Origin of the sequence: Shewanella sp. 10N.286.51.B2, from assembly GCF_041469265.1 — a bacterium.
Classification (GTDB): domain Bacteria; phylum Pseudomonadota; class Gammaproteobacteria; order Enterobacterales; family Shewanellaceae; genus Shewanella.
Genome location: NZ_JBFRKH010000039.1, coordinates 61,100 through 83,456, shown reverse-complemented (window position 1 = coordinate 83,456; position 22,357 = coordinate 61,100). Strand labels below are relative to the sequence as shown.

Below are 22,357 nucleotides of genomic sequence, written 5' to 3'. Positions count from 1 at the left end.
GTTTAAATTATATAGTTATATCGCTATTATCCGTAGTTGATAAACAGCCTTAAACGAAAGAGTTAATACGATTCGATTGTGGTGCAACCAGGTATCGCAATTATGAAATTGGCGAAGCACGTGTATCAAGTTTGGAAGGAAAAGTAATGCACCAAGGCATCATGAAAGCTTGGCTCGAATCGTCACATTTAAGTGGCTCAAATTCGACCTACGTAGAAGAGATGTATGAAGCCTATCAAGAAGATCCAAGTTCAGTTACCGCTGATTGGCAAGTCGTTTTTGATAATCTCCCTGCGGTAAATGGTACTTCTCAAGATCTACCTGAAACTGCACACTCTAAAGTACGTGATTATTTCCGCAGTTTAGCATTAGAAGGTCGTGCCAAAGGCGCTAGCCGTGTTACTGACCCAGAGTTAGATGCTAAACAAGTAAAAGTCCTCCAGTTAATTAACGCTCACCGTTTTCGTGGTCACCAAAATGCTAACCTTGATCCGTTAGGTTTATGGCACCGTGAGCCAGTATCTGAATTAGACCCAGCATTTCATGGTTTAGATGCCGAAGATATGCAACGTGAGTTCAATACCGGTTCATTTGCATACGGTAGTGACACCCTTAAATTAGCCGACATAGTTCATGCATTAAAAAGTACCTATTGTGGTTCTATTGGTGCTGAATACATGCATATTACCGATACCGATGAAAAGCGTTGGATTCAGCAACGTCTTGAACCGTCTTTGGGTAAAGCAAATTACGATAACACCACTAAGAAACGCATTCTAGAAGGCCTAAATGCTGCTGAAGGTATGGAAAAATACCTTGGCGCAAAATTTCCAGGCGCAAAACGTTTCTCGCTTGAAGGTGGTGATGCGTTAGTGCCAATGATGCGTGAGATTTTATATCGCGCAGGTGAAGCAGGTACCAAAGAAATTGTCGTCGGTATGGCTCACCGTGGTCGCTTAAACGTCCTTGTTAACGTACTGGGTAAGCGTCCTGCTGAATTATTTGATGAATTTGCCGGTAAGCATGATGAAATCCAAGGTTCTGGTGACGTTAAGTATCACCAAGGCTTTTCATCTGATTTCGAAACGCCAGGCGGAAACGTTCATTTAGCACTGGCCTTTAACCCATCACATTTAGAAATCGTTAACCCTGTGGTTATTGGTTCAGTACGAGCGCGTCAAGACAGACGTGGTTGTAGCGATGGTTTACAAGTTATGCCAATTACCATTCATGGTGACTCGGCAATTACTGGACAAGGTATTGTGCAAGAGACATTTAACATGTCTCAGACCCGTGGTTTTAAAGTTGGCGGTAGTATTCGTATCGTTATTAATAACCAAGTGGGTTTCACTACCTCTAATACTGCCGATGTGCGTTCAACGGAATACTGTACTGATATTGCCAAAATGGTCCAAGCGCCTATTTTCCATGTCAATGCAGATGATCCTGAAGCTGTTGCCTTTATTTCGCAGTTAGCGGTGGATTACCGTAACGAATTTAAGCGTGATGTGGTGATTGATTTAGTGTGTTATCGCCGCCATGGTCATAACGAAGCTGATGAGCCAAGTGCAACGCAGCCGCTAATGTACGCAAAAATTAAGAAGCATCCTACGCCGCGTAAGATTTATGCTGATCGATTAATTCAAGAAGATAGTATCTCTGCTGATGACGTTACTGGCCTTGTCAATAACTACCGTGATGCATTAGATGCAGGTGATTGTGTAGTGAAAGAGTGGCGTCCAATGACGTTACACACTGTTGACTGGTCGCCGTATCTTAATCGTGAGTGGGATGAAAGCTATCAAGGTGCAATGAACTTTGACAAGCTGATTGGTCTTGCGCAAAAGATGGTAGATATTCCTGAAAGCCACAAATTGCAATCACGGGTCGCTAAGATTTATAAAGACCGTGTATCGATGGCAAACGGTGAAAAACCGGTTGATTGGGGCTTTGCTGAAACCTTAGCTTACGCCACCATTTTGGAAGATAAAAAACGCGTTCGTATTACCGGTCAGGATTCTGGTCGTGGTACTTTCTTCCATCGTCATGCAGTTTTACATAATCAAAATGATGGTACGACTTATTTGCCGCTTCGTAATGTCGCTGATGAACAGGGCGAGATTGATATTACTGACTCAGTATTATCAGAAGCCTCGGTACTGGCATTTGAGTACGGTTATGCCACAGCAGAGCCGGGCGGATTAACCATCTGGGAAGCGCAGTTTGGTGACTTTGTTAATTGTGCTCAAGTGGTTATCGATCAGTTCTTATCTTCAGGTGAGCAAAAGTGGGGCCGATTATGTGGTCTAACGATGCTACTTCCCCATGGTTATGAAGGCCAAGGCCCAGAGCATTCATCTGCTCGTCTTGAGCGTTTCTTACAGCTTTGTGCAAACCACAATATGCAAGTGTGTGTTCCTTCTACACCTGCACAGGTTTATCACATGCTACGCCGTCAAGTTGTACGTCCTATGCGTCGTCCACTGGTGGTGATGTCGCCTAAATCATTACTACGTCATCCATTAGCGGTTTCTACACTTGAAGAGCTCGCTGAAGGAAGTTTCCAAAGTGTGATTGGTGAGCTTGATGCATTAGACGCGAGCAAGGTTGATCGCGTTGTCTTCTGTAGTGGTAAGGTGTATTTCGAATTACTCGACAAGCGTCGTAAACAAGAAATTACTAACGTTGCTATTGTCCGTGTGGAGCAGCTTTATCCGTTCCCGCAAGAAGAAATGCAAGCCGCACTTGCTGACTATCAGCACGTTAAAGATTTTGTTTGGTGTCAGGAAGAACCTCAGAACCAAGGTGCTTGGTATTGTAGCCAACATCATTTCTGGGCAGCTATCCCTGCCGGAGCTGAACTAACCTACGCTGGCCGTGAGGCATCTGCTGCACCAGCTTGTGGTTATCCTGCTCTGCATGCACGCCAACAAGAAGCATTAGTTAATAGCGCATTAAAACTGTCGTAATAGAAAATTATAAAAGGAAAGCTTTCCATGAGTATCGAAATTAAGGTACCCGTTCTGCCAGAATCAGTTGCAGATGCAACAATCGCGACATGGCATGTGCAACCTGGCGAACAGGTTTCTCGTGACCAAAATCTAGTTGATATCGAAACTGATAAAGTTGTACTAGAAGTTGTTGCGCCAGAAGATGGTTCTATTAGCGAATTATTATTCCAAGAAGGTGACACTGTTCTTGGTGAGCAAGTGATTGCAAACTTCGTTGCTGGTGCAGTTTCAGGCCAAGAAGTGACTAAAGCAGAAGCAGAAGCTGCATCACCAGTAGCTGAGTCTACAGATGAGTCAAATGATGCATTAAGCCCATCTGTACGCCGTCTCATTGCCGAGCATAACCTTGATGCAAGCAAAGTAAAAGGCACTGGTGTTGGTGGACGTGTGACTAAAGAAGATGTTGAAGCATTTGTGAAGTCAGCACCTGCGGCTAAACCTGCTGCAGCGCCTGCGCCAATTGCACCACTTGAAGGTCGTACTCAAAAACGTGTTCCTATGACGCGTTTACGTAAGACTATTGCTAATCGTTTATTAGAGGCTAAAAACTCTACGGCAATGCTAACAACGTTTAACGAAGTTAACATGCAGCCAATCATGGATATTCGTAAGCAATACCAAGAAGTATTTGAAAAACGTCATGGTATTCGTTTAGGTTTCATGTCTTTCTACGTAAAAGCTGTGACTGAAGCATTAAAACGTTTCCCTGAAGTTAACGCGTCTATCGACGGTGATGAACTGGTTTATCACAACTACTTTGATGTCAGCATTGCGGTATCAACGCCACGTGGTCTGGTTACCCCAGTATTACGTGATACCGATACCATGAGCCTTGCTGAAATTGAAAAAAATGTGCGTGAATTAGCAATCAAAGGCCGTGATGGCAAGTTATCTGTTGCTGATATGACCGGTGGTAACTTCACCGTGACTAATGGCGGCGTATTTGGCTCGCTAATGTCGACGCCAATTTTAAACCTTCCACAAAGCGCGATTTTAGGCATGCATGCTATTAAAGATCGCCCAATGGCTGTGAATGGTGAGGTTGTTATTCAACCTATGATGTACCTAGCATTATCTTACGATCATCGAATTGTTGATGGCCGTGAGTCGGTTGGTTTCTTGGTCGCTATTAAAGACTTCCTTGAAGATCCAACTCGTCTATTGCTTGACCTCTAAGAGTCAACTAGACAATACCCTCGTAGCTGGCTCGTTAGAGCCAGTAGGATTTTATAAAGAAGTATATGGATAGATCATCATGAATTTGCATGAGTATCAGGCAAAATCCTTATTTGCCGAATATGGTTTACCAGTTTCAGAAGGCTTCGCTTGCGATACAGCCCAAGAAGCGGTAGAAGCTGCTGGTCACATTGGCGGCGATATGTGGGTTGTTAAGTGTCAAGTACACGCTGGCGGCCGTGGTAAAGCAGGTGGCGTTAAAGTCACTGGCGATAAAGAAGAAATCAGAGCATTTGCTGAAAAATGGTTAGGTAAGAACTTAGTGACTTACCAAACTGATGAAAAAGGCCAGCCTGTTGCTAAAATTTTAGTAGAAAGCTGTACTGATATTGCAAATGAACTTTACCTAGGTGCTGTTGTTGACCGTGCGACTCGTCGCGTTGTGTTTATGGCATCAACTGAAGGTGGCGTTGAAATTGAAACTGTGGCTGAAGAAACCCCAGAGTTAATTCACAAAGCAATTATCGATCCTTTAACAGGTCCTCAACCATACCAAGCACGTGATCTTGGCTTTAAGTTAGGTTTAAACCCAACTCAAATGAAGCAGTTCACTAAAGTGTTTATGGGTCTTGCAAAAATGTTCGAAGACCATGATTTCGCTTTATTAGAAATCAACCCGCTTGTGATCACTGACGAAGGTAATATCCATTGTCTTGATGGCAAGATTGGTATCGATGGAAATGCTTTATTCCGTCAACCTAAAATCCGTGACATGCACGATCCATCACAAGATGATGCTCGTGAAGCACACGCAGCTAAGTTTGAACTTAACTACGTTGCATTAGACGGAAACGTGGGTTGTATGGTTAACGGTGCAGGCCTAGCAATGGGTACTATGGACATCGTAAACCTACATGGCGGCAAGCCAGCTAACTTCTTAGACGTTGGCGGCGGAGCAACTAAAGAACGTGTAGCAGAAGCATTTAAAATCATTCTTTCTGACTCAAACGTTAAAGCTGTTTTAGTTAACATCTTTGGTGGCATCGTACGTTGTGACATGATTGCAGAAGGTATTATCGGCGCTGTAAAAGAAGTCGGTGTAGAAGTTCCTGTTGTTGTCCGTCTTGAAGGTACTAACGCTGAATTAGGCCGTGAAGTGCTTGCAGGTTCTGGTCTTGATATTATCGCAGCTGCGTCATTAACTGATGCTGCTGAGAAAGTTGTTGCTGCTGCGGAGGGCAAATAATGTCCGTATTAATTAACAAAGATACTAAAGTTATCTGTCAAGGTTTCACTGGTGGCCAAGGTACTTTCCACTCTGAGCAAGCAATTGCTTACGGTACAAAAATGGTTGGCGGTGTATCTCCAGGAAAAGGTGGTCAAGTTCACCTAGGTCTTCCTGTATTTAATACTGTTAAAGATGCTGTAGCTGAAACGGGTGCAACTGCGACTGTTATCTATGTACCAGCACCTTTTTGTAAAGATGCAATCCTTGAAGCAATCGACGGTGGCATTGAGCTAATCGTATGCATTACTGAAGGTATTCCAACTTTAGACATGCTTCAAGTTAAAGTTAAACTTGAAGAAACTGGCGTGCGTATGATTGGTCCTAACTGTCCAGGTGTTATCACTCCTGGTGAGTGTAAGATTGGTATCATGCCTGGTCACATCCACAAGCCTGGTAAAGTCGGTATTGTTTCACGCTCTGGTACATTAACGTACGAAGCTGTTAAACAAACTACTGACGAAGGTTTTGGCCAATCTACTTGTGTAGGTATTGGTGGTGACCCAATTCCAGGTACTAACTTCATCGACGTATTGGAAATGTTCCAAAACGATCCACAAACTGAAGCAATCGTAATGATTGGTGAAATTGGTGGTACTGCTGAAGAAGAAGCTGCTGAATTCATCAAAGCAAATGTAACTAAGCCTGTTGTATCTTACATTGCTGGTGTTACTGCACCAGAAGGTAAGCGTATGGGTCATGCTGGCGCAATTATCGCTGGTGGTAAAGGTACTGCTGAAGATAAGTTTGCTGCATTAGAAGCTGCTGGCGTAAGCACAGTTCGCTCTTTAGCTGACATCGGTAAAGCACTGCGTACTAAAACTGGCTGGTAAATTCTAGTGAGTTAATCAAAAGGCGCCATTTGGCGCCTTTTTTGTTTTTTCGTTTCCTATCGCTAAATATGTTCTTCAAAATTATTAATTTAAAACTGTAATCATATGTTTTACTGAGTATTAATCTGTGTTTAACTAGCCATATTAGTATTTAAATGATTAAGGATAATCATGAGTAACGTCATAAAACCGATTGGTATTATTACTGAAACCCCAAGGCTTATCATGCGCCCTTTTGTTGAAGAGGATGCAGAAGCATTATTCTTAATGAACAGTATTCCAGAAATATTAACTTATATCCCCCAAGAGCCACTTACTAGCATAGCTGAAGCAAAAGAGATTTTTACCTCAATTATTCAAGCTGATTATCAAAAGCATGGTTTTGGTCGTTGGGCGGTGCATCATAAGGAAGATAATAAAGTCATTGGCTTTTGTGGGCCTAAATATCTTCCTGAATACGATAAAGTAGAAATAGGTTATCGCTATTTACCAGAATATTGGGGCAAGGGCATAGGCAATGAGGCAGCGCAAGCGGTAGTTGATACACTAAAGCCACAGTTCGATATTGATTTAGTCATAGCCCTTATTTTACATGGCAATACAGGTTCAGAAGCGATAGCGAAAAAGCTCGGTATGAGCATACATGAAGAAAGCGAATATCTCGGCTCGAAAGTACATGTGTATCAAATGGCTTTATAAAGGCATAACTTATGGCGAGTGTAAAAACAAAAAAACCAGCAAGTATGCTGGTTTTTTAATGACTATTTATCAGGCTTGGCGATAATTATTCGTCAGCGTGATCACAGCTGTCATTGGTGCAGTGACCGTATAAATATAAGCTGTGGTGAGTTAGCTTAATATTATGACGCATTGCTATTTCGTCTTGACGACGTTCAATGACCTCATCAGAGAATTCAATTACTTTATCGCAGGTTAAGCAAACAAGATGATCATGATGCTTTTGGGTCGACATTTCAAAAACCGCTTTGCCACTTTCAAAATGGTGACGATTAAGGATACCCGCATCATCAAATTGGTTTAATACGCGATAAACAGTAGCTAAGCCAATTTCCTCACCAATATCGAGTAATTTTTTGTACAGATCTTCTGCACTGATATGTTGGTTTTCAGGGGCTTGCATTAATTCTAGAATTTTAACTCGTGGCAGTGTTATCTTTAAACCTGCTTTCTTGAGTGCTTGATTTCCATCTGTCATCGCTAATCTCTTGATTACAGAACCTTATCGGTTCCTCCGTGGATAATTAAGATCATTATATGTGTTGCAATCAGAAACTGGAACCTTTCAAATGAGTTAATCGTCATATAAGCAGTGATTTTGGCCAATGAGCCATACAATATTGACCAATAGGTTAAAATTCACCTAATAAACTTACTTATACTAAGGGATTATTGAGCATTAACGGCTTTTATATCACTATAATGTTAAATAGGGTTATCAAGCTTTGTACCCAGTAATGATAATTATAATCAAAACAAGGAATTCACATGTATCAGCAGATTGTGGTCTTAACTGGCGCAGGTATTTCCGCTGAATCGGGGATAAAAACATTTCGCGATGAAGACGGTTTGTGGGAGCAACATCATATTGAAGATGTGGCCACCCCTGAAGGTTATGCCCGCGATATCAATTTAGTTGAACGTTTTTATAATAGCCGTTGGGAAAACCTCCATAGCGGTGAGGTTCATCCTAATGCCGCTCATGCAGCATTAGCAAAATTAGAAGCTGAGTTTCCTGGCAAGCTACTGGTTATCACTCAAAATGTAGATGATTTACACGAGCGGGCAGGTTCAAAACGTTTATTACATATGCATGGAGAATTATCCAAAGGACGCTGCCCACAGTCATTGCAAACGTTTGTCCTTAGAGAACCTTTTGGTGAAGACAATTGCTGTACCTGCTGTATTCCTGCCAAACGATTAAGGCCGCATATTGTCTGGTTTGGTGAAATGCCATTTGGTATGGATAGAATTCATGATGCGCTGGATAACTGTGATTTATTTATCGCTATTGGGACTTCTGGGACGGTTTATCCCGCAGCGGGCTTTGTCGACAGCGCTAATCATCATGGTGCACAAACAGTAGAAGTTAATCTGTTAGCGGCAGATCGCCATAGCCAATTTCAATATCATTTTACCGGTAAAGCTGGTGATGTTGTGCCTGCGTTAGTAGAGTCAATTTTAGCCGGTAAAACCCTTGGCAGTGAAGTCGCGACAAAGGAAATGAGTGCTTGAGTAGGGATAAAGTTGCGATAATCATGCGCGGTTTACCGGGTAGTGGTAAATCAACTTGGGTTAATGAATTCATTGAACAGTTAGGCGTAGATAACGCCATACACATACGGCAATATGGTTACTTCTCTACTGACAGTTATTTTGTTCGTAATGGCGAATACCGCTTTAATCCAAAAAAACTCGCCCAGTATCACCAGGCTAATTTAAGCGCATTTATTAATGCGATGGCTCATAACGAGCCTTACGTTATTTGTGACAATACCAATGTATGCCGTTGGGAATATATGGCTTATGAAGCCGCAGCGAAGGCCTTGGGTTATCAAGTAAGAGTAGTGGTGACTGGTGAGCCTAAAAGTGTTGAACATCAAAAATTATGCGCTAAACGTAATCAACATAAGGTGCCATTGGCACAAATTGCTAAAATGGGATTAATGTTTGAACTTGATGATTAGACTTGTTTTAAGATTAACTAAAAAGGCGCCGCGGCGCCTTTTTTGATGTTAAAGGTTGATTATTTAGCTTTAACAGCGGATTGCAGGTCAATATTATAAATCGCAAAACCAAATTCATCTGTGATATCAGTGCGCTTTGTCATAGGTCGCACTTGATAGCCGCTGATAAATTTATCAGCAAGTTCACTGTTTTGGGTTTCAAAGCGAATATCTAACCTTGTTGCCGAATTAATGGTCACGAAATCCCAGTTATTATCAGCACTTGGATCAACTAAACCATTGGCTTCAGTTTCATCAGTGATGTACTGAGCTAGGGCTTCACGGTTTGTGTCTGGTAGTTCCATTACCACGAATTCAGAACCCGTTCCGGCGAATTTACCACCAAATGCGCGATAATTATTGGTTGCGATTATAAATTCTTTGGCATTAAATTCAGCACCACTGATAACAGTGTCGCCGTGAGTGTAACTTAGCCCGACTATTCGGTTAGCATCGGCATTAACTAATGCACAATCGCCATCAAATTTATTTGGTTGAGTTACATCAATGTTGTAGCTGACACCATCTATGACATCAAAGTTATAGGTGCGGTGGGTATTCCAGTTAATCAGGTATTGAGGCTCAGTAGAGTTAACATCAATTTGATTAAATTGATTTGCACTGCATTCCAACCAATCTTTAATTTGAGCGCCACTTAACTTAACAGCAACCAAGGTGTTAGGGTAAAGATATAAATCTGCCGCATTTTTATAGGTTAGCTCACCACTTGGGACTTGCACATAAGACTCGGCATCTGCTGCAGTGCTATGGCGGCCACCTGCTTTAAATGGCGCAGCAGCGGACAATACCGGAATATCTTTTAAAGCCTCCGTTAAGTTAGCTTTCACTTTAGCAATTTGTGCATCTGACACAATTTGCACTGTGGGATCATCTTGTACTAAGGTCAAAAAGCTAAACATATCAGCCGATGCTTTACCTATGGGCTGATCGACATAATCCAATGTAGCTTGATGCTCTTTAGCTACAGCATCACTTATGGTTTTATCAGCAGTCACCAGCTCAGGGTTAGTCGCTTTTTTATCAAAAATAGGCAAGGCTTTGGCCATGCTGTCAACAATTGTCCAGCTGCCATCTTGTAATGCTAACTTAAAATCGATAACGCCGAGGTTATCGCCCCAACGTCCAGGCATAACCGCCGCAATGCCATTTATGGTGCCTTTGTTTATATCGGCATTTTTAAGGTCTGAAAAGGTGCTTGAAGGGAATATTGAATGACTATGACCAAAGGTAATCGCATCAATACCCGCTACTTTTGATAATGCCCAAGTGGCATTTTCATCATTAATGTCGATGGGGTTTTCAGGGCTGCCGACCCCAGAGTGGGGAATAGCGACGATAATGTCAGCGCCTTGAGCTTTCATCATAGGCACAAACTTTTCAGCCGCTTCTATAACTCCCATTACGGTGACTTTACCCGTAAGGTTTTGTTTGTCCCATAAAAGAATTTGTGGTGGTACAAAGCCAATATAGCCGATGTTAATTATGTGTTTATCGCCATTGGTGTCGACGACGTTTTTTTCTTCAATGATATAAGGGGTAAATAGGTTATCGCCTTTGACTTTGTTATCCCAACAGTCGGCTTCACATAATACGTTGGCGTTAATATAAGGGAAATTGGCTCCAGAGATAGACTGGTGTAAAAAATCTAAACCGTAGTTAAATTCATGATTACCAATATTTCCTACTGAATAACCCAGGGTATTCATTGCTTTATAAGCTGGGTGAGTATCACTGTTAGCGCTTTTTTGTTTAAAATTATTGGCAACATAGTCACCCATAGGGCTGCCTTGAAGCAAATCACCATTATCAACTAAGACAAAATTATCAGCACTTTGACCTTGTTGTTTTATCAAACTTGCAGTGCGGGCTAAGCCTATGGTCGGATCATATTTTGTTTTGTAATAATCAAAATCCATGATGTTTGCATGAAGATCCGATGTTTCTAGAATACGTAAATTGACGGTGAGGGGCTGAACATCATCAGACTTAACTTCTGTCGCCTGATCATGCAATGAATCACAAGCGCTGACGCCTAGTACGCCAACTATAATAGTGACTATTAGCTTTTGGTTTACCATTATTTTTCTCTCTTATTTTGACCCTGAGCTTGATTTTTGTGCTCTATTATTTTTGTTAACTCATCGGGTTTGATTTGTGAGTTAATTGCAGTGGATTATACAGAAACTATATTGCAAAGTTATGATTTGATTGGTGATAAGTTAACTAAAATGGTTATAGAAGCAGTTTGTTGAATATTTTTTGATTGTTATCGGCTTAGTGTTTGATTAAATGGGCTGTAAATTGATCGTGCAGCGCTTTAATGACGATAAAGTATTTCTTTATCAGCATAAAAAACACCGCTTAGCTGCGGTGCTTTGGATGAGAACGATGAGCTTTTTCAGATAGCCTGATGTTAACACATCAGGCTTTGTTCTTTGCAGGCAGTGGATTGTCTGCAGATTTACTCTGATAAAGTTACTCTGCTGCGTTATCTTCTAATAAGCCGCGGCTTCTTAACAGTGGCTCGATCCCAGCATCTTTACCACGGAACTGACGGTAAAGCTGCATTGGGTCGGCGCTGCCACCTTGAGACAAGATATTGTCTCTAAAAGCTTGGGCTGTTGCTGGGTCAAAAATACCATTTTCTTTAAATGCTTCAAAAGCATCGGCGCCTAAAATATCAGACCAAAGATAGCTGTAATAACCTGCAGAATAACCACCGGCAAAAATATGCGAGAAGTAACTGCTGCGATATCGTGGGGCAATTTCTTTAATTAAGCCCATATTGGCAAGTGATTCAGCTTCAAATTCGGCGGCATCTCTTAGTTTGGTGTCCGTTAATGTATGCCAGTCTAAATCAAGCTTAGTGGCTGCCATATATTCAACGGTAGCAAACCCTTGGTTGAATTTACTGGCAGCTTGAATTTTCTTAACAAGTTCAGTGGGGATCACTTCGCCGGTTTTATAATGTTTTGCAAACTGCGCTAACACTTCAGGTTGCGTCATCCAGTTTTCCATCACTTGTGAAGGGAACTCGACATAATCTCGCGGTACTGAAGTACCTGATTGAGAAGCATATTCAACCTTTGATAGCATTCCATGTAGCGCATGTCCAAACTCGTGGAATAGGGTGCTAGCTTCATCAAATGTTAGCAGTGAAGGCTCATCACCCGTTGGGCGAGGGTAGTTAAGTACATTGACAATAATAGGCTTTGATTCAACGCCATTCATATTGTATTGCGAGCGGTAGGCATTCATCCATGCGCCGCCTCGCTTAGTATCACGTACGTAATAGTCACCCATGAAAATAGCCATTAATGAACCATCTTTGTCATAGACTTCCCAGGTTCTGACATCTGGGTGGTACTTAGGTAAGTCGGTGCGCTCTTTCATTGTGATGCCGAATAAGCGATTAGCGGTATAAAATACCCCTTCTAATGTTGATTCTAGCGAAAAGTAAGGCCGAGTTTGTTGTTCATTAAAGTCGTATTTTGCAACGCGGATTTGATCTGAGTAATACCACCAATCCCAAGCTTGTAAAGTAAAGTCACCACCTTGCGAGTCGATAAGTGCCTGCATATCAGCAACTTCAGCATTAGCTTGTGCTAGTGCTGCTGGCCAAACTTTATCAAGTAAGGCGTAAACATTTTCAGGGGTTTTAGCTGTACGTTCTTCTAATACAAAATGGGCATGGGTTTTATAGCCCATTAAGTTAGCTTTTTGTGCGCGAAGTGCCGCAATTTTCGCTAAACCTGCTTTGTTATCATTGGCATTATTATTATTGGCACGCTCAATATAACCTTTCAAAAGCGCTTCTCTTAAATCGCGATTTTCAGCATAGGTTAAAAATGGTGTAATTGAAGGACGCTGCGTGGTAAACACCCACTTGCCTTCATGGCCACGTTTTGTAGCTGTTGCTGCCGCAGTGTCGATTACGTCTTGAGGAAGCCCGGCTAAATCAGCTTTGTTATCGATAACTAACTCAAAGGCATTGGTTTCAGCCAGTAGGTTGTCACCAAACTCTAAGTTTAATTTACCAATCTGTTCATTAAGGGCACGCAAAGTGCTCTTGTCTTCAGCTGATAGGTTTGCTCCGCCGCGAGTAAAGCGTTTGTAGGTATCTTCTAAAAGCTTTGTTTGAGCGGTATTAAGTTGATATGTGTCAGCTTGGTTGTAAACTGCTTTTACCCGCTGAAATAATTTATCATTTAAATAAATATCATCACTAGCTGATGACAGCATAGGTGACACTTGTTTTGAAATCGTTTGTATATCTGGGTTAGTGTGAGCACCGGTCAAATTATAGAAAACGCTCGATACTTTCGTTAATAAGGTGCCTGAAAACTCCATCGCTTCAATGGTGTTTGCAAATGTCGCAGCATCAGGGTTATTGGTAATGCTATTAATTTCAGCTTTACGTTCAGCAATGCCTGCTTCAAAAGCCGGTAAAAAATGCTCATTTTTGATGTTATCGAAATCTGGGATTTCCATAAAGGTATCATAGGGTTTGAAAAAAGGGTTGTTAGCATCTTGGGTGATGCTAGTCGTTGCAACCGCATTGGGTGCTTGAGACGTTTGGACGGTTTCAACGTTATTATCTGAACATGCACTTAGCGCTAAAGTTAACGCCATGGCAGAAAAAAGTGGTGTGAGGGTTAGTCCCTTCATAATTATTTCCCTGTTTGCTTTGAAATGGTTGTCTAAATAACCCTATGCCGATGTATAAACCGTTAAAGAGTCACAAATCATCATTGTTATTTGTTTATGATTTGCTGCTAGATTAACAAATTTTTATCATACTTTCGTATACCTTTAGGTTACTTTTGTAACAAAACATAAAAAAAGGACCTAACGAGAGTTAAGTCCTTTATTTATTACTAACTAGTGATATGTAAACAAGGCTTATAATCTATGTTTAAGTCACACTATTTCGAGCAATGTTATGGTTTTAGAATTACTTTCACGCTGCCATCAACATCGGCTTCGTCAATATAACCGATAGCATTAGCATCTGCTGCTATTGCAGCTTTCATGCCTGATGCGTCACCAATGGTTGCTGGTGGTGTGCCTTTACCAGTAAATACCTGCTTTGACCAAAAAGCTTTAAGCTGAGCATCAGACTTACCCGTTACTGCGCTATGAAATTCAGAGCGGATAGGGTTGCCTTCTTCAAGTTCATAAACGACAAATGAAGAACCTTTGCCTAAAAAGGCTTTTTTAGCATCGGATTTGCTTATATCAGCAGCGGCTGGATTACCGATCACTACTACGGCAGCATTAACAGAAAACACACAGCTCACACTGAGCGCTAAAATAGATAATAATTTTTTCATTTCATCACTCCTAATTAAAATACTGCGTCAAATTGAACGGTATACACGGTAGTATCATCAAATTCTTTTGCTATGTTAGTCTCTAATCCACCAGATGTTTCGCCAAAATCATTAGAGTATGTGACGTCGAATTTTATGGCTAAATTATCAAGTGCATCCCAACGTAGGCCTGCACTGTATGACTTTCTTTGGCCATTAAAAATTGCGGCTTGAATTGCTGAAGCCTCATCAATAATAGTTCTGCTATCGTTATCTTTAGTTTCGAAGAAAGAAGCTGTTACATAAGGTGTGAAGTCATTGATACGGTAACCCAAGGTTAAGTAACCTGAATCAGAATCAGGATAAGCGCCATCCACTTCGATGCGTGTTAACTCTGTAATGGCTAAGAAAGATCCATTATCGTAACTAGCGCCAACGCCCGCGAAAGTGCCTTTTTCTCGATCTATTTCTAGTAGCGTAACAGTGACATCGATCTCGGTATTTGGCATTAGTTCTTGTGTAATTTGACGCTTAACATCACCGTCTAAAATTGCTTCACCGTATAAGCCTCGTAGAGTCCAAGTTTCATCAGTCCAAGTAACATTGACACCTAAAATATTTTTCATGTCAACGCCAGCAGCTTCAGATTGTCCACCAAAAGCTTGAATGGTCATTGTTGAATCATCAAATTCAACATCGTAGCTAACATCTCCACCTGTATAGGAGGTAAATGGCACTGGGTCGTATACATCTGATGGTGGACGTACAAATGGCTGGGCATAACCAACATCAAGATAATCTGAGTACATATACAGTGGTATACGTAATTTACCTGCACGAGCTTGGATATTATTTTCAAAGCGATGAGAGATATAAGCCCATTCAGCTTCTACATCCCAATCATTTTCGCCTCTCATCATCAACTGCATAACAGCTTGAGTCTGATCTGTAATTGCAAACGTACCTTGTAAACCAAATTTGCTGCCTTCATTGAAGTTAGCTGAAGTGGTTGCTCCGGCATAACCTGCGTTGTTATCGGAAGTGATGAAAGCGCCCGTCATAAATCCGTTGAATTTGAAGCGTTCGGTCAAATTGGCAGTTTGATTTGCTTGTAATGATTTAACTTGTTGTTCAAGTTTGGCTAATTTTTCATCGGTAGCGTCATTGGCCACTGCAAGTGCTGGTAGCATTGCGACTGAAATTGCTAAAGGTAGCGCTTTCAAATTAAAACTCATAGTGTTACTCCTGGTTATTATTCTTAAGGCAGAAATAGTGTGATTTTCTACCTTTATATTTCTAATTATTAGACTTTAAATTGACCTGTAATGGATTGAAGCTGTTGGCTAACCCCTTCAATATCATGACTAATCCCGCCCATTTCATCCGTGGTAATTTTTACTTTAGCGGCATTGGTTTCAATATCTGCGACATATTGTTGAATGAGTTCTGAAGTGTTGTGTTGCTCTTCAGTGGCCGCGGCAATTTGGTCATTAACTATGGATATAGCACTGACTTTATTAGTGATATTGATTAATGCATCTCCTGCTAGTGAAGTGGTTTTTACGCCTTCTTCTGCGGTTTCTATTCCACGCTGCATTGCATCAACCGCTTGTGTTGAAGTAGAGCGAAGCTCTTGCAATACTTGTTGAATTTCTTGTGTTGAGGCTTGAGTGCGTGAAGCAAGCGTTCTAACTTCATCTGCGACAACGGCAAAGCCTCGGCCTTGTTCGCCGGCTCTTGCTGCTTCAATCGCCGCATTTAGTGCCAGTAAATTAGTTTGATCTGCAATCCCGCGGATAGTATCCAAGATGTCATTCACATTACTGGTAAAGGCTTCAAGTTGATTGACCACAACGGAGGTTGTTCTGACTTCTTCAGAGAGCTGGTTAATGGTAGTAATGGCTTTACTGACCACTTGCTGACCTTGTAAAGCTTCTTCATTGGCATTATCAGCTTCCGATGCAGCATTGGCGGCATATTCGGCAATGTGGGCCACGCTAACGAACATTTCTCTCATCGCATGGGATATTTGTTCGACAGATTGATTTTGCTCATTGACTGTTTGTTCACTATTTTTACAGCTATTGAGTAATGTTTGTGAAGCGAGCCCTAAACTGTCAGTAGTTTGCTTGGTATCAGCAATGCTGAGCTGTAATTTTGAAACAAATTGGTTAAACCAATGGACTAAATCTGCAATTTCATCTTTACCTTGGTAATCAACTCTTGAGCGTAAATCACCTTCACCTTCAGAAATATTACGCAGTGACTGAGTAACACTTTCAAGGGTAACAATGATTGAGCGGTTAACTAATAAACCAACCACAATCAGAAACATCGATGCAATGATACCGATAGCAAGCATTGAACTGGCTGCTGTATCTGAACTGGCCAGCGTAGTATCAATGCTTGATTCAAACTGCTGAGAAAAAGTTAAGTGTTTCTGACTAAATTTTTCAACAAGTTGCTCATAGCGTTTGGCATTGGCTGCAGCTTGTATGGTGATTTTATTAAAATCAACATCACTTTTTAAAAACTCAGCGACCAAAAGTTGTGCATTATCAAAATACAGTGATAAATCATTTTGCATATTATTAGCGTCAAATGACTCAGCAGGCAGTAAGCTTTTAATTGCGTCTAAGTTGCTGATAACTTGTTTGACCATATTGGCGGCAGTCTCTAAGCTTTCTTCTTCGCCAGTGGTTACCGCTGTTTGTATATTTTGTTCCAATTGAAGTAACAGGCCTTCGTTAATAGTGGCTAAATTTAACGCAGGATATAGTTGAGACTGAAGATCATTTAACCGTTGCGCATTTTGTTGCACGCTTTGATTGTTAATTAATATCGAGATAATAAATGAAAATATTGCGACAATGGTTAATAACGCGATCCGATGCTTTATTTTTAAGCTATTTAATTTCATTTCGAATAATCCTACTTATCTAGCTAAAGGTGAGTCATTAAAGTTTCGGTTATATAATGATTGGCTGTTGTAAAATAGCTGATATTAAAAATGAAACTTTTACTTTTTGTTATCTTTGATTGCAAATCGCTATTGCTTGTGTGCGATAACTTCATTTTCTCAAGTTGTAAAACGTTTTTAGTATTTAAAATTAATGCCTTTCATATTGACTTATTGCCACCTTAGAGCTGTGGCATCCATCATTTGCTTAAAATTACCTATAACGGATATTGAACTATAAATAAAAATTGTTACCTTGTGGTTATTATAGTTGCTACGATGTTTAAGTCTGTTCTTGTTGTTACAATATCGGCAGTAATGTTCAAATACTTAAGTTTTATTTAATGTTTTTTTGAGTTGTTAAAATATTGATATAAAAATCTGCTGCGAAGAAGTGGAATTTAATTAGTTTTTGTTGTTGGGTTAACTTATTGTTAACATTGCGTTTGGGTTTTAAGTTGATAATACAATCTTGCGTATAAATAGAGCTGTAATTTCATAAGTTTGAACATCATCATTAGTAGAAAGTTAGGAGGATTGCTGGGATATATGAAAAATAGCGGCAGGCTTAATCTACAAAGCTTGAGTGATTTTATTGTTTATAGCGGTGTTTAAATTATAAGCACAATGAATGTTAGCGCTACAAAGGCGCATTAACTATTTATGTTGTAGCTGATTGTCCATAAATAGTTAATGCAGATGTTTGAGGTTTATTTTTAGTGCCCTAGGGTTTCTGAACCTGCTCGTCGTGGATCAGATGCGCCAAACAACCCCTTGTCGGTTATCACTATGGATTGAGTGCTGCCCATTGCGCTACTGGTTTTAACTTGATGGCCTTTGGCTTCCAGTAAAGTCACCGTATCGTTATTTAAACTGGTTTCAACACCAATGTAATCAGGCAGCCATTGATGGTGAATTCGCGCTGCGGCAGTGGCTTCTGCAATATTGAGTTTATGGTCAATGACATTCATGATTACTTGCAATGTGGTGGTGATAATTCGTGAACCACCAGGGCTGCCTGTCACCAAAAATGGTTTACCGTCTTTCATCACAATCGTTGGACTCATTGAGCTTAGTGGCCTTTTATGAGCATCAATTGCATTGGCTTCACCGCCGATTAAGCCATAGGCATTGGGAATACCGGGTTTTGCGGAAAAGTCATCCATTTCATTGTTAAGTAAAATGCCGGTACCTGCAGCAACCAGCCCAGAACCATAACTGAAGTTTAGGGTATAGGTATTTGATACAGCATTGCCCCATTTATCGACCACAGAGTAATGAGTGGTTTGATTACTTTCGTAAACGGATAAATCACCAGGCTTAATTTCGGCACTAGGCGTGGCTTTGTTATAGGCAATTTGTTTAGCGATTGAATCAGCATACTTTTGACTAGTGAGTTTATCTGTCGGCACGTTATGAAAATCAGGATCGCCCAAATACTCACTTCTGTCAGCATAGGCATGCTTCATGGTTTCCGTCATTAAATGCAGTGTTTGTGCAGTATTGTGACCCAACTCTTCAATAGGATAGTGCTCGAGTACATTAAGCATTTCAATGATATGAATACCACCAGAAGAAGGGGGTGGCATGGATACCACTTTATAGCCGCGGTATTCGCCTGTTACAGGTGTTCTTTCAATGACTTGATAGTTTTTCAAATCATTCATGCTCATTATTCCGCCAGCAGCTTGAATCGCAGCCACAATTTTCTCAGCGGTTTCGCCTTGATAAAAGCCTTTACTGCCATGCTTAGCAATTAATGATAATGAATGAGCTAAATCTTTTTGCACTAAGGTGTCGTTAACGGCAAAACTGTTGCTATTACTTTTATAAAATATTTTGGCAGAACTTGGCCATTGTGAAATACGGCGTTTTAATCCATCAAGTGAATCTGCTAAGTCTGAATTAATTAAAATGCCTTTTTGCGCAAGTTCAATAGCAGGTTTAACGACTTCGCTCATACTCATGGTGCCATACTTGTTTAGCGCAAGTTCAAACCCCATCACAGTGCCTGGCACGCCAACCGCTAAACCATGTTCACGGCTAAGTTTTTTTACTACATCACCTTGTTCATTTAAAAATATATCTTTGTGGGCTTTTGCTGGCGCGGTTTCGCGGTAGTCGATAGCAATGGTTTTATCTTCTTTTTCAAGATGAACTAACATAAAGCCGCCACCGCCAATATTACCGGCTCTAGGTAAGGTGACCGCTAATGCAAACCCTACCGCGACAGCAGCATCAACAGCATTACCACCTTGTTTGAGAATATCGACACCAATGCGGGTTGCAAGTGATTCTTGGCTGGCAACCATGCCATGTTTGGCCCAAATTGGTTGTGAAGTATCAGAACGGCTATAAATCGATTGTTCATTTGCAGCATGCAGTTGTAGGGAAGTAAAAGATGATATGCTCAACGTCAGCGCAATACTTGTTGATATGACGATCGGTTTTAGTTTTGAAAAGAAACTCATTTTCAATCCTTTATAATTTTAATCATGTGTTGCAATGTGCCATAACTATGATCTAATACACAATATGTAACTGTGCTTTTTAAGGGAATATGTCTATCACACACACTATTGACTTGAATATTGGCTTTTATGATTCGGTGTCTGTTATTACTAAAGCTGAGTGGCAACGTATTTTTTCAGATCAAAACCCCTTTACTTCATTTGATTACCTTAATGCATTAGAGCAAAGCCAATGTGTTTCAGAGCAATCGGGCTGGTTGCCCAAACATATTGTGGTAAAGCAAGCAGGTGTTATTGTTGCTATTGCGCCTTGTTACGAAAAATCTCACTCTTGGGGAGAGTACGTGTTTGATTGGGCGTGGGCTGAGGCTTATGAGCGTAATGACTTAAGCTATTACCCAAAGTTAGTGCTAGCGGTGCCATTTACACCAGTAAGTGGTGAGCGTATTGGGTTTGATTGCTGTCAATCAAGTTTAAACAAAGCCGAGATCATCGCTGCAGTGAGTGAATTTCTAAATCAGACACTTGGGCAAGGGTATTACTCTTCTTGGCATTGTTTGTTTTTACCCAAGGCTGATTATTTGAATTTAGCTCAAGATAATATTTCAAGGCTAGGCACTCAGTTTCATTGGCATAATCATAGCTATCAGCACTTTGATGATTTTTTGCTGCAATTAGTGTCACGTAAACGCAAAAATATCATTAAAGAGCGCAAGGCTTTAGCTAGGCACAATTTGGATTTTGAGTTTATTGATGGCGATAAAGCCAGCGCTGCGCAATGGCAAGGCTTTATTGCTTGTTATCAACAAACCTATTTAAAACGCTCAGGTCATGGCGGTTATTTATCTGCTGAGTTTTTTTATCAAATCGCTAAGACTATGGGCGCAAGTATTAAGTTGCTGTTAGTGACAAAAGCGTCAGATGCAACAACGCACCAGCCGGCACAATTAATCGCTTCTGCATTATACTTTGCCACTGATACGCATTTATATGGCCGCTACTGGGGCTGCTTACAATTTATTGACGGCTTACACTTTGAAACCTGTTATTACCAAGGTATTGAGTACGCCATAGCGAACGGGCTTATGGTGTTTGATGCTGGGGCGCAAGGTGAGCACAAAGTGGCCAGAGGTTTTGTCCCCATTGAAACTTATTCTAATCATAACCTTACTCATCAAGGCTTTAGCAATGCTATCGAAGATTATTGCCTGCAGGAGCAACGGCACATAAAGCAATACATACAGCAGTTAGCTGAAAGTTCGCCTTATAAATAGCGTTTTGGCTAGCTTTGACAAACTAAGCCAAATGGTGTGCTTTTTATCAACGGATATTGAATGACTGCTTTGCAAGCCGCTATTTAATCCTTGATGAGGCTATTGAATTGATAGTGACGGCTGACATTTTTACTCACAAGGGCCCAGTTAGAATGACTTGTTCTTTGCTGGTGGTGATCAAAAGCTTGTTGGTTTTTGAAGGTTTCAGAGACGTAAAACTTAACAGGGTTGCTTGCATCTTGTGTGACTGAAAATGATAAGCAGCCAGGTTCTTGTTTTGTGAGTTGGCTATGCACCTTAAGTGCTTCAGTCACCGCTTTTAATTCAGCCTCAGGGACTAGTATATAGCCTGTTAAGGTGACTTTATTCATGCTATTACTTATAGCATTGCTCATGTCATTACTCATGTTCGTAGGTCTTGTACTTATCTGTTTTATAAGATTATCCCAAGGCCAACCATAAGCCAACACCGACCATTAAACTGCCCGCTATGCGATTCATTAATTTAATATTATCCCCACGAGATAGAAAAAGTCTCAAGCTCTTTCCGCCACTGGCGTAAGCTAACATCGAAGCTGATTCTGTGAGCATGATAATCGACAATAACCAGAAAAGTTGCGTTCCAACAGCTTGGTCTACATTAATAAAAGGGGGCAGCAGTGAAATCATAAAAGCCCAGCCCTTAGGGTTGGCAATAGCGGTTATAAAACCTTGTGACATTAATGCGGAATTACTGATGCTAGTATCTGTTTGCTGGCCTTCGATAATGGCCATTTTTCCTTTTGAACGGCACATATTAATGCCAATATAAGCAAGATAAGCGCCGCCCAACCATTTTAAGACTGCAAATATATCAGGGTAGTTTAGCATCACGCTAGCCACGCCCATCACCGCCGCAATAGCCACCAATGCCACGCCAATAAGCTCACCTAGCATCATCCAAAGGGTGCGTTTAACGCCAATGCTCATACCTAAGGTCATTGCCAGTGTCATACACATACCGGGAGTGATCGATACAAAAAAGAAAGTGGGAATAAATACAGCTAATACGGTAAAATCTGGCATGAAGGTTCTAATGTCATTAAAGAAACAAGCGAGTAAGGAAGAGCAGAGTGTAAGGCTTTAAGATGTGGGTGTAAATGTGGCTGTGTTTTAATTTATTGCTATTTGAATACAACCCATAGCAAAGGTGCCGATGGATTGTATTCAATGCTATTTTTAAAATTGAGTGGCTTAAATATAGTGCTTTAAATTTAGTCACTTAGATTTAG

17 protein-coding genes are annotated in these 22,357 nt (G+C 40.8%); 8 read left to right on the top strand and 9 right to left on the bottom strand.

All coding sequences use genetic code 11. From position 1 onward, the window contains the following. Positions 1-146: 146 nt before the first annotated feature. The 5 genes from sucA (at position 147) to AB4140_RS10790 (ending at position 7,004) form a co-directional block, all read left to right on the top strand. A complete protein-coding gene (gene sucA, locus AB4140_RS10810; RefSeq protein WP_102476209.1) occupies positions 147-2,969 on the top strand; it encodes a 2-oxoglutarate dehydrogenase E1 component in 2,823 nt (940 codons plus the stop codon). Between the two features lie 27 nt (positions 2,970-2,996). Next, entirely contained in the window at positions 2,997-4,187 is a 1,191-nt protein-coding gene (odhB, locus tag AB4140_RS10805; protein WP_102438303.1) for a 2-oxoglutarate dehydrogenase complex dihydrolipoyllysine-residue succinyltransferase, read from the top strand. Between the two features lie 79 nt (positions 4,188-4,266). Then, positions 4,267-5,433: an ADP-forming succinate--CoA ligase subunit beta gene (sucC, locus tag AB4140_RS10800; protein ID WP_076537457.1), complete on the top strand. Its 1,167-nt coding sequence runs from the start codon at positions 4,267-4,269 to the stop codon at positions 5,431-5,433. Continuing rightward, complete coding sequence (gene sucD / locus AB4140_RS10795) at positions 5,433-6,305, top strand: succinate--CoA ligase subunit alpha (protein ID WP_102438301.1); 873 nt, start codon at positions 5,433-5,435, stop codon at positions 6,303-6,305. The genes sucC and sucD overlap by 1 nt, the downstream gene beginning before the upstream one ends. A 198-nt stretch (positions 6,306-6,503) precedes the next feature. Continuing rightward, entirely contained in the window at positions 6,504-7,004 is a 501-nt protein-coding gene (locus AB4140_RS10790; protein ID WP_303412640.1) for a GNAT family N-acetyltransferase, read from the top strand. 85 nt (positions 7,005-7,089) lie between these two features. Here AB4140_RS10790 and fur read toward each other — a convergent pair whose 3' ends face one another. Then, positions 7,090-7,521 carry a ferric iron uptake transcriptional regulator gene (fur, locus tag AB4140_RS10785; protein WP_076537462.1) on the bottom strand — a complete coding sequence of 144 codons (432 nt, stop codon included), beginning with the start codon at positions 7,519-7,521 and terminating at the stop codon, positions 7,090-7,092. Between the two features lie 290 nt (positions 7,522-7,811). Between fur and cobB the strand changes: the two genes are divergently transcribed. Next, positions 7,812-8,558, top strand: a complete 747-nt coding sequence (gene cobB, locus AB4140_RS10780; RefSeq protein WP_102438297.1) for a Sir2 family NAD+-dependent deacetylase — start codon at positions 7,812-7,814, stop codon at positions 8,556-8,558. 23 nt (positions 8,559-8,581) lie between these two features. Next, positions 8,582-9,010, top strand: a complete 429-nt coding sequence (locus AB4140_RS10775; RefSeq protein WP_102519693.1) for an AAA family ATPase — start codon at positions 8,582-8,584, stop codon at positions 9,008-9,010. A gap of 59 nt (positions 9,011-9,069) precedes the next feature. On the opposite strand, the gene AB4140_RS10770 is transcribed toward AB4140_RS10775, so the two are convergent. The 6 genes from AB4140_RS10770 to ggt all read right to left on the bottom strand — a co-directional run bounded on the left by AB4140_RS10770 (position 9,070) and on the right by ggt (position 19,812). Next, a complete protein-coding gene (locus tag AB4140_RS10770) occupies positions 9,070-11,148 on the bottom strand; it encodes a bifunctional 2',3'-cyclic-nucleotide 2'-phosphodiesterase/3'-nucleotidase (RefSeq protein ID WP_372000902.1) in 2,079 nt (692 codons plus the stop codon). A gap of 397 nt (positions 11,149-11,545) precedes the next feature. Continuing rightward, the gene (locus AB4140_RS10765) at positions 11,546-13,738 is read right to left on the bottom strand and encodes a M3 family metallopeptidase (RefSeq protein ID WP_372000900.1); all 2,193 of its coding nucleotides are present in this window, start codon (positions 13,736-13,738) and stop codon (positions 11,546-11,548) included. Positions 13,739-14,010: 272 nt separating this feature from the next. Further along, positions 14,011-14,403 (bottom strand): phosphate ABC transporter substrate-binding protein, encoded by a 393-nt coding sequence (locus AB4140_RS10760; protein WP_102476215.1) that lies wholly within the window; start codon positions 14,401-14,403, stop codon positions 14,011-14,013. A 14-nt stretch (positions 14,404-14,417) separates the two neighbouring features. Continuing rightward, on the bottom strand, positions 14,418-15,617 hold the full coding sequence (locus AB4140_RS10755; RefSeq protein WP_102476216.1) for an outer membrane protein: 1,200 nt from the start codon (positions 15,615-15,617) through the stop codon (positions 14,418-14,420). Positions 15,618-15,685: 68 nt separating this feature from the next. After that, on the bottom strand, positions 15,686-17,302 hold the full coding sequence (locus tag AB4140_RS10750; RefSeq protein ID WP_102476217.1) for a methyl-accepting chemotaxis protein: 1,617 nt from the start codon (positions 17,300-17,302) through the stop codon (positions 15,686-15,688). Between the two features lie 755 nt (positions 17,303-18,057). After that, positions 18,058-19,812: a gamma-glutamyltransferase gene (ggt, locus tag AB4140_RS10745; RefSeq protein ID WP_372000897.1), complete on the bottom strand. Its 1,755-nt coding sequence runs from the start codon at positions 19,810-19,812 to the stop codon at positions 18,058-18,060. 89 nt (positions 19,813-19,901) lie between these two features. Here ggt and AB4140_RS10740 point away from each other — a divergent pair, with 89 nt between their 5' ends. After that, a complete protein-coding gene (locus AB4140_RS10740) occupies positions 19,902-21,086 on the top strand; it encodes a GNAT family N-acetyltransferase (protein ID WP_303502532.1) in 1,185 nt (394 codons plus the stop codon). A gap of 83 nt (positions 21,087-21,169) precedes the next feature. On the opposite strand, the gene AB4140_RS10735 is transcribed toward AB4140_RS10740, so the two are convergent. Both AB4140_RS10735 and AB4140_RS10730 read right to left on the bottom strand, forming a co-directional pair. Then, complete coding sequence (locus AB4140_RS10735; RefSeq protein ID WP_372000895.1) at positions 21,170-21,481, bottom strand: putative quinol monooxygenase; 312 nt, start codon at positions 21,479-21,481, stop codon at positions 21,170-21,172. A 46-nt stretch (positions 21,482-21,527) separates the two neighbouring features. After that, complete coding sequence (locus AB4140_RS10730) at positions 21,528-22,151, bottom strand: LysE family translocator (protein WP_303502530.1); 624 nt, start codon at positions 22,149-22,151, stop codon at positions 21,528-21,530. Positions 22,152-22,357: the final 206 nt, after the last annotated feature.

Bases quoted from the DNA above. Each gene is read 5' to 3' on its own strand.
- sucA (WP_102476209.1), top strand. From the start codon at position 147: ATGCACCAAGGCATCATGAAAGCTTGGCTCGAATCGTCACATTTAAGT.
- ggt (WP_372000897.1), bottom strand. From the start codon at position 19,812: ATGAGTTTCTTTTCAAAACTAAAACCGATCGTCATATCAACAAGTATT.
- AB4140_RS10765 (WP_372000900.1), bottom strand. From the start codon at position 13,738: ATGAAGGGACTAACCCTCACACCACTTTTTTCTGCCATGGCGTTAACT.
- sucD (WP_102438301.1), top strand. From the start codon at position 5,433: ATGTCCGTATTAATTAACAAAGATACTAAAGTTATCTGTCAAGGTTTC.
- fur (WP_076537462.1), bottom strand. From the start codon at position 7,521: ATGACAGATGGAAATCAAGCACTCAAGAAAGCAGGTTTAAAGATAACA.
- sucC (WP_076537457.1), top strand. From the start codon at position 4,267: ATGAATTTGCATGAGTATCAGGCAAAATCCTTATTTGCCGAATATGGT.
- odhB (WP_102438303.1), top strand. From the start codon at position 2,997: ATGAGTATCGAAATTAAGGTACCCGTTCTGCCAGAATCAGTTGCAGAT.
- AB4140_RS10760 (WP_102476215.1), bottom strand. From the start codon at position 14,403: ATGAAAAAATTATTATCTATTTTAGCGCTCAGTGTGAGCTGTGTGTTT.
- AB4140_RS10750 (WP_102476217.1), bottom strand. From the start codon at position 17,302: ATGAAATTAAATAGCTTAAAAATAAAGCATCGGATCGCGTTATTAACC.
- cobB (WP_102438297.1), top strand. From the start codon at position 7,812: ATGTATCAGCAGATTGTGGTCTTAACTGGCGCAGGTATTTCCGCTGAA.
- AB4140_RS10770 (WP_372000902.1), bottom strand. From the start codon at position 11,148: ATGGTAAACCAAAAGCTAATAGTCACTATTATAGTTGGCGTACTAGGC.
- AB4140_RS10740 (WP_303502532.1), top strand. From the start codon at position 19,902: ATGTCTATCACACACACTATTGACTTGAATATTGGCTTTTATGATTCG.
- AB4140_RS10755 (WP_102476216.1), bottom strand. From the start codon at position 15,617: ATGAGTTTTAATTTGAAAGCGCTACCTTTAGCAATTTCAGTCGCAATG.
- AB4140_RS10735 (WP_372000895.1), bottom strand. From the start codon at position 21,481: ATGAGCAATGCTATAAGTAATAGCATGAATAAAGTCACCTTAACAGGC.
- AB4140_RS10775 (WP_102519693.1), top strand. From the start codon at position 8,582: ATGCGCGGTTTACCGGGTAGTGGTAAATCAACTTGGGTTAATGAATTC.
- AB4140_RS10730 (WP_303502530.1), bottom strand. From the start codon at position 22,151: ATGCCAGATTTTACCGTATTAGCTGTATTTATTCCCACTTTCTTTTTT.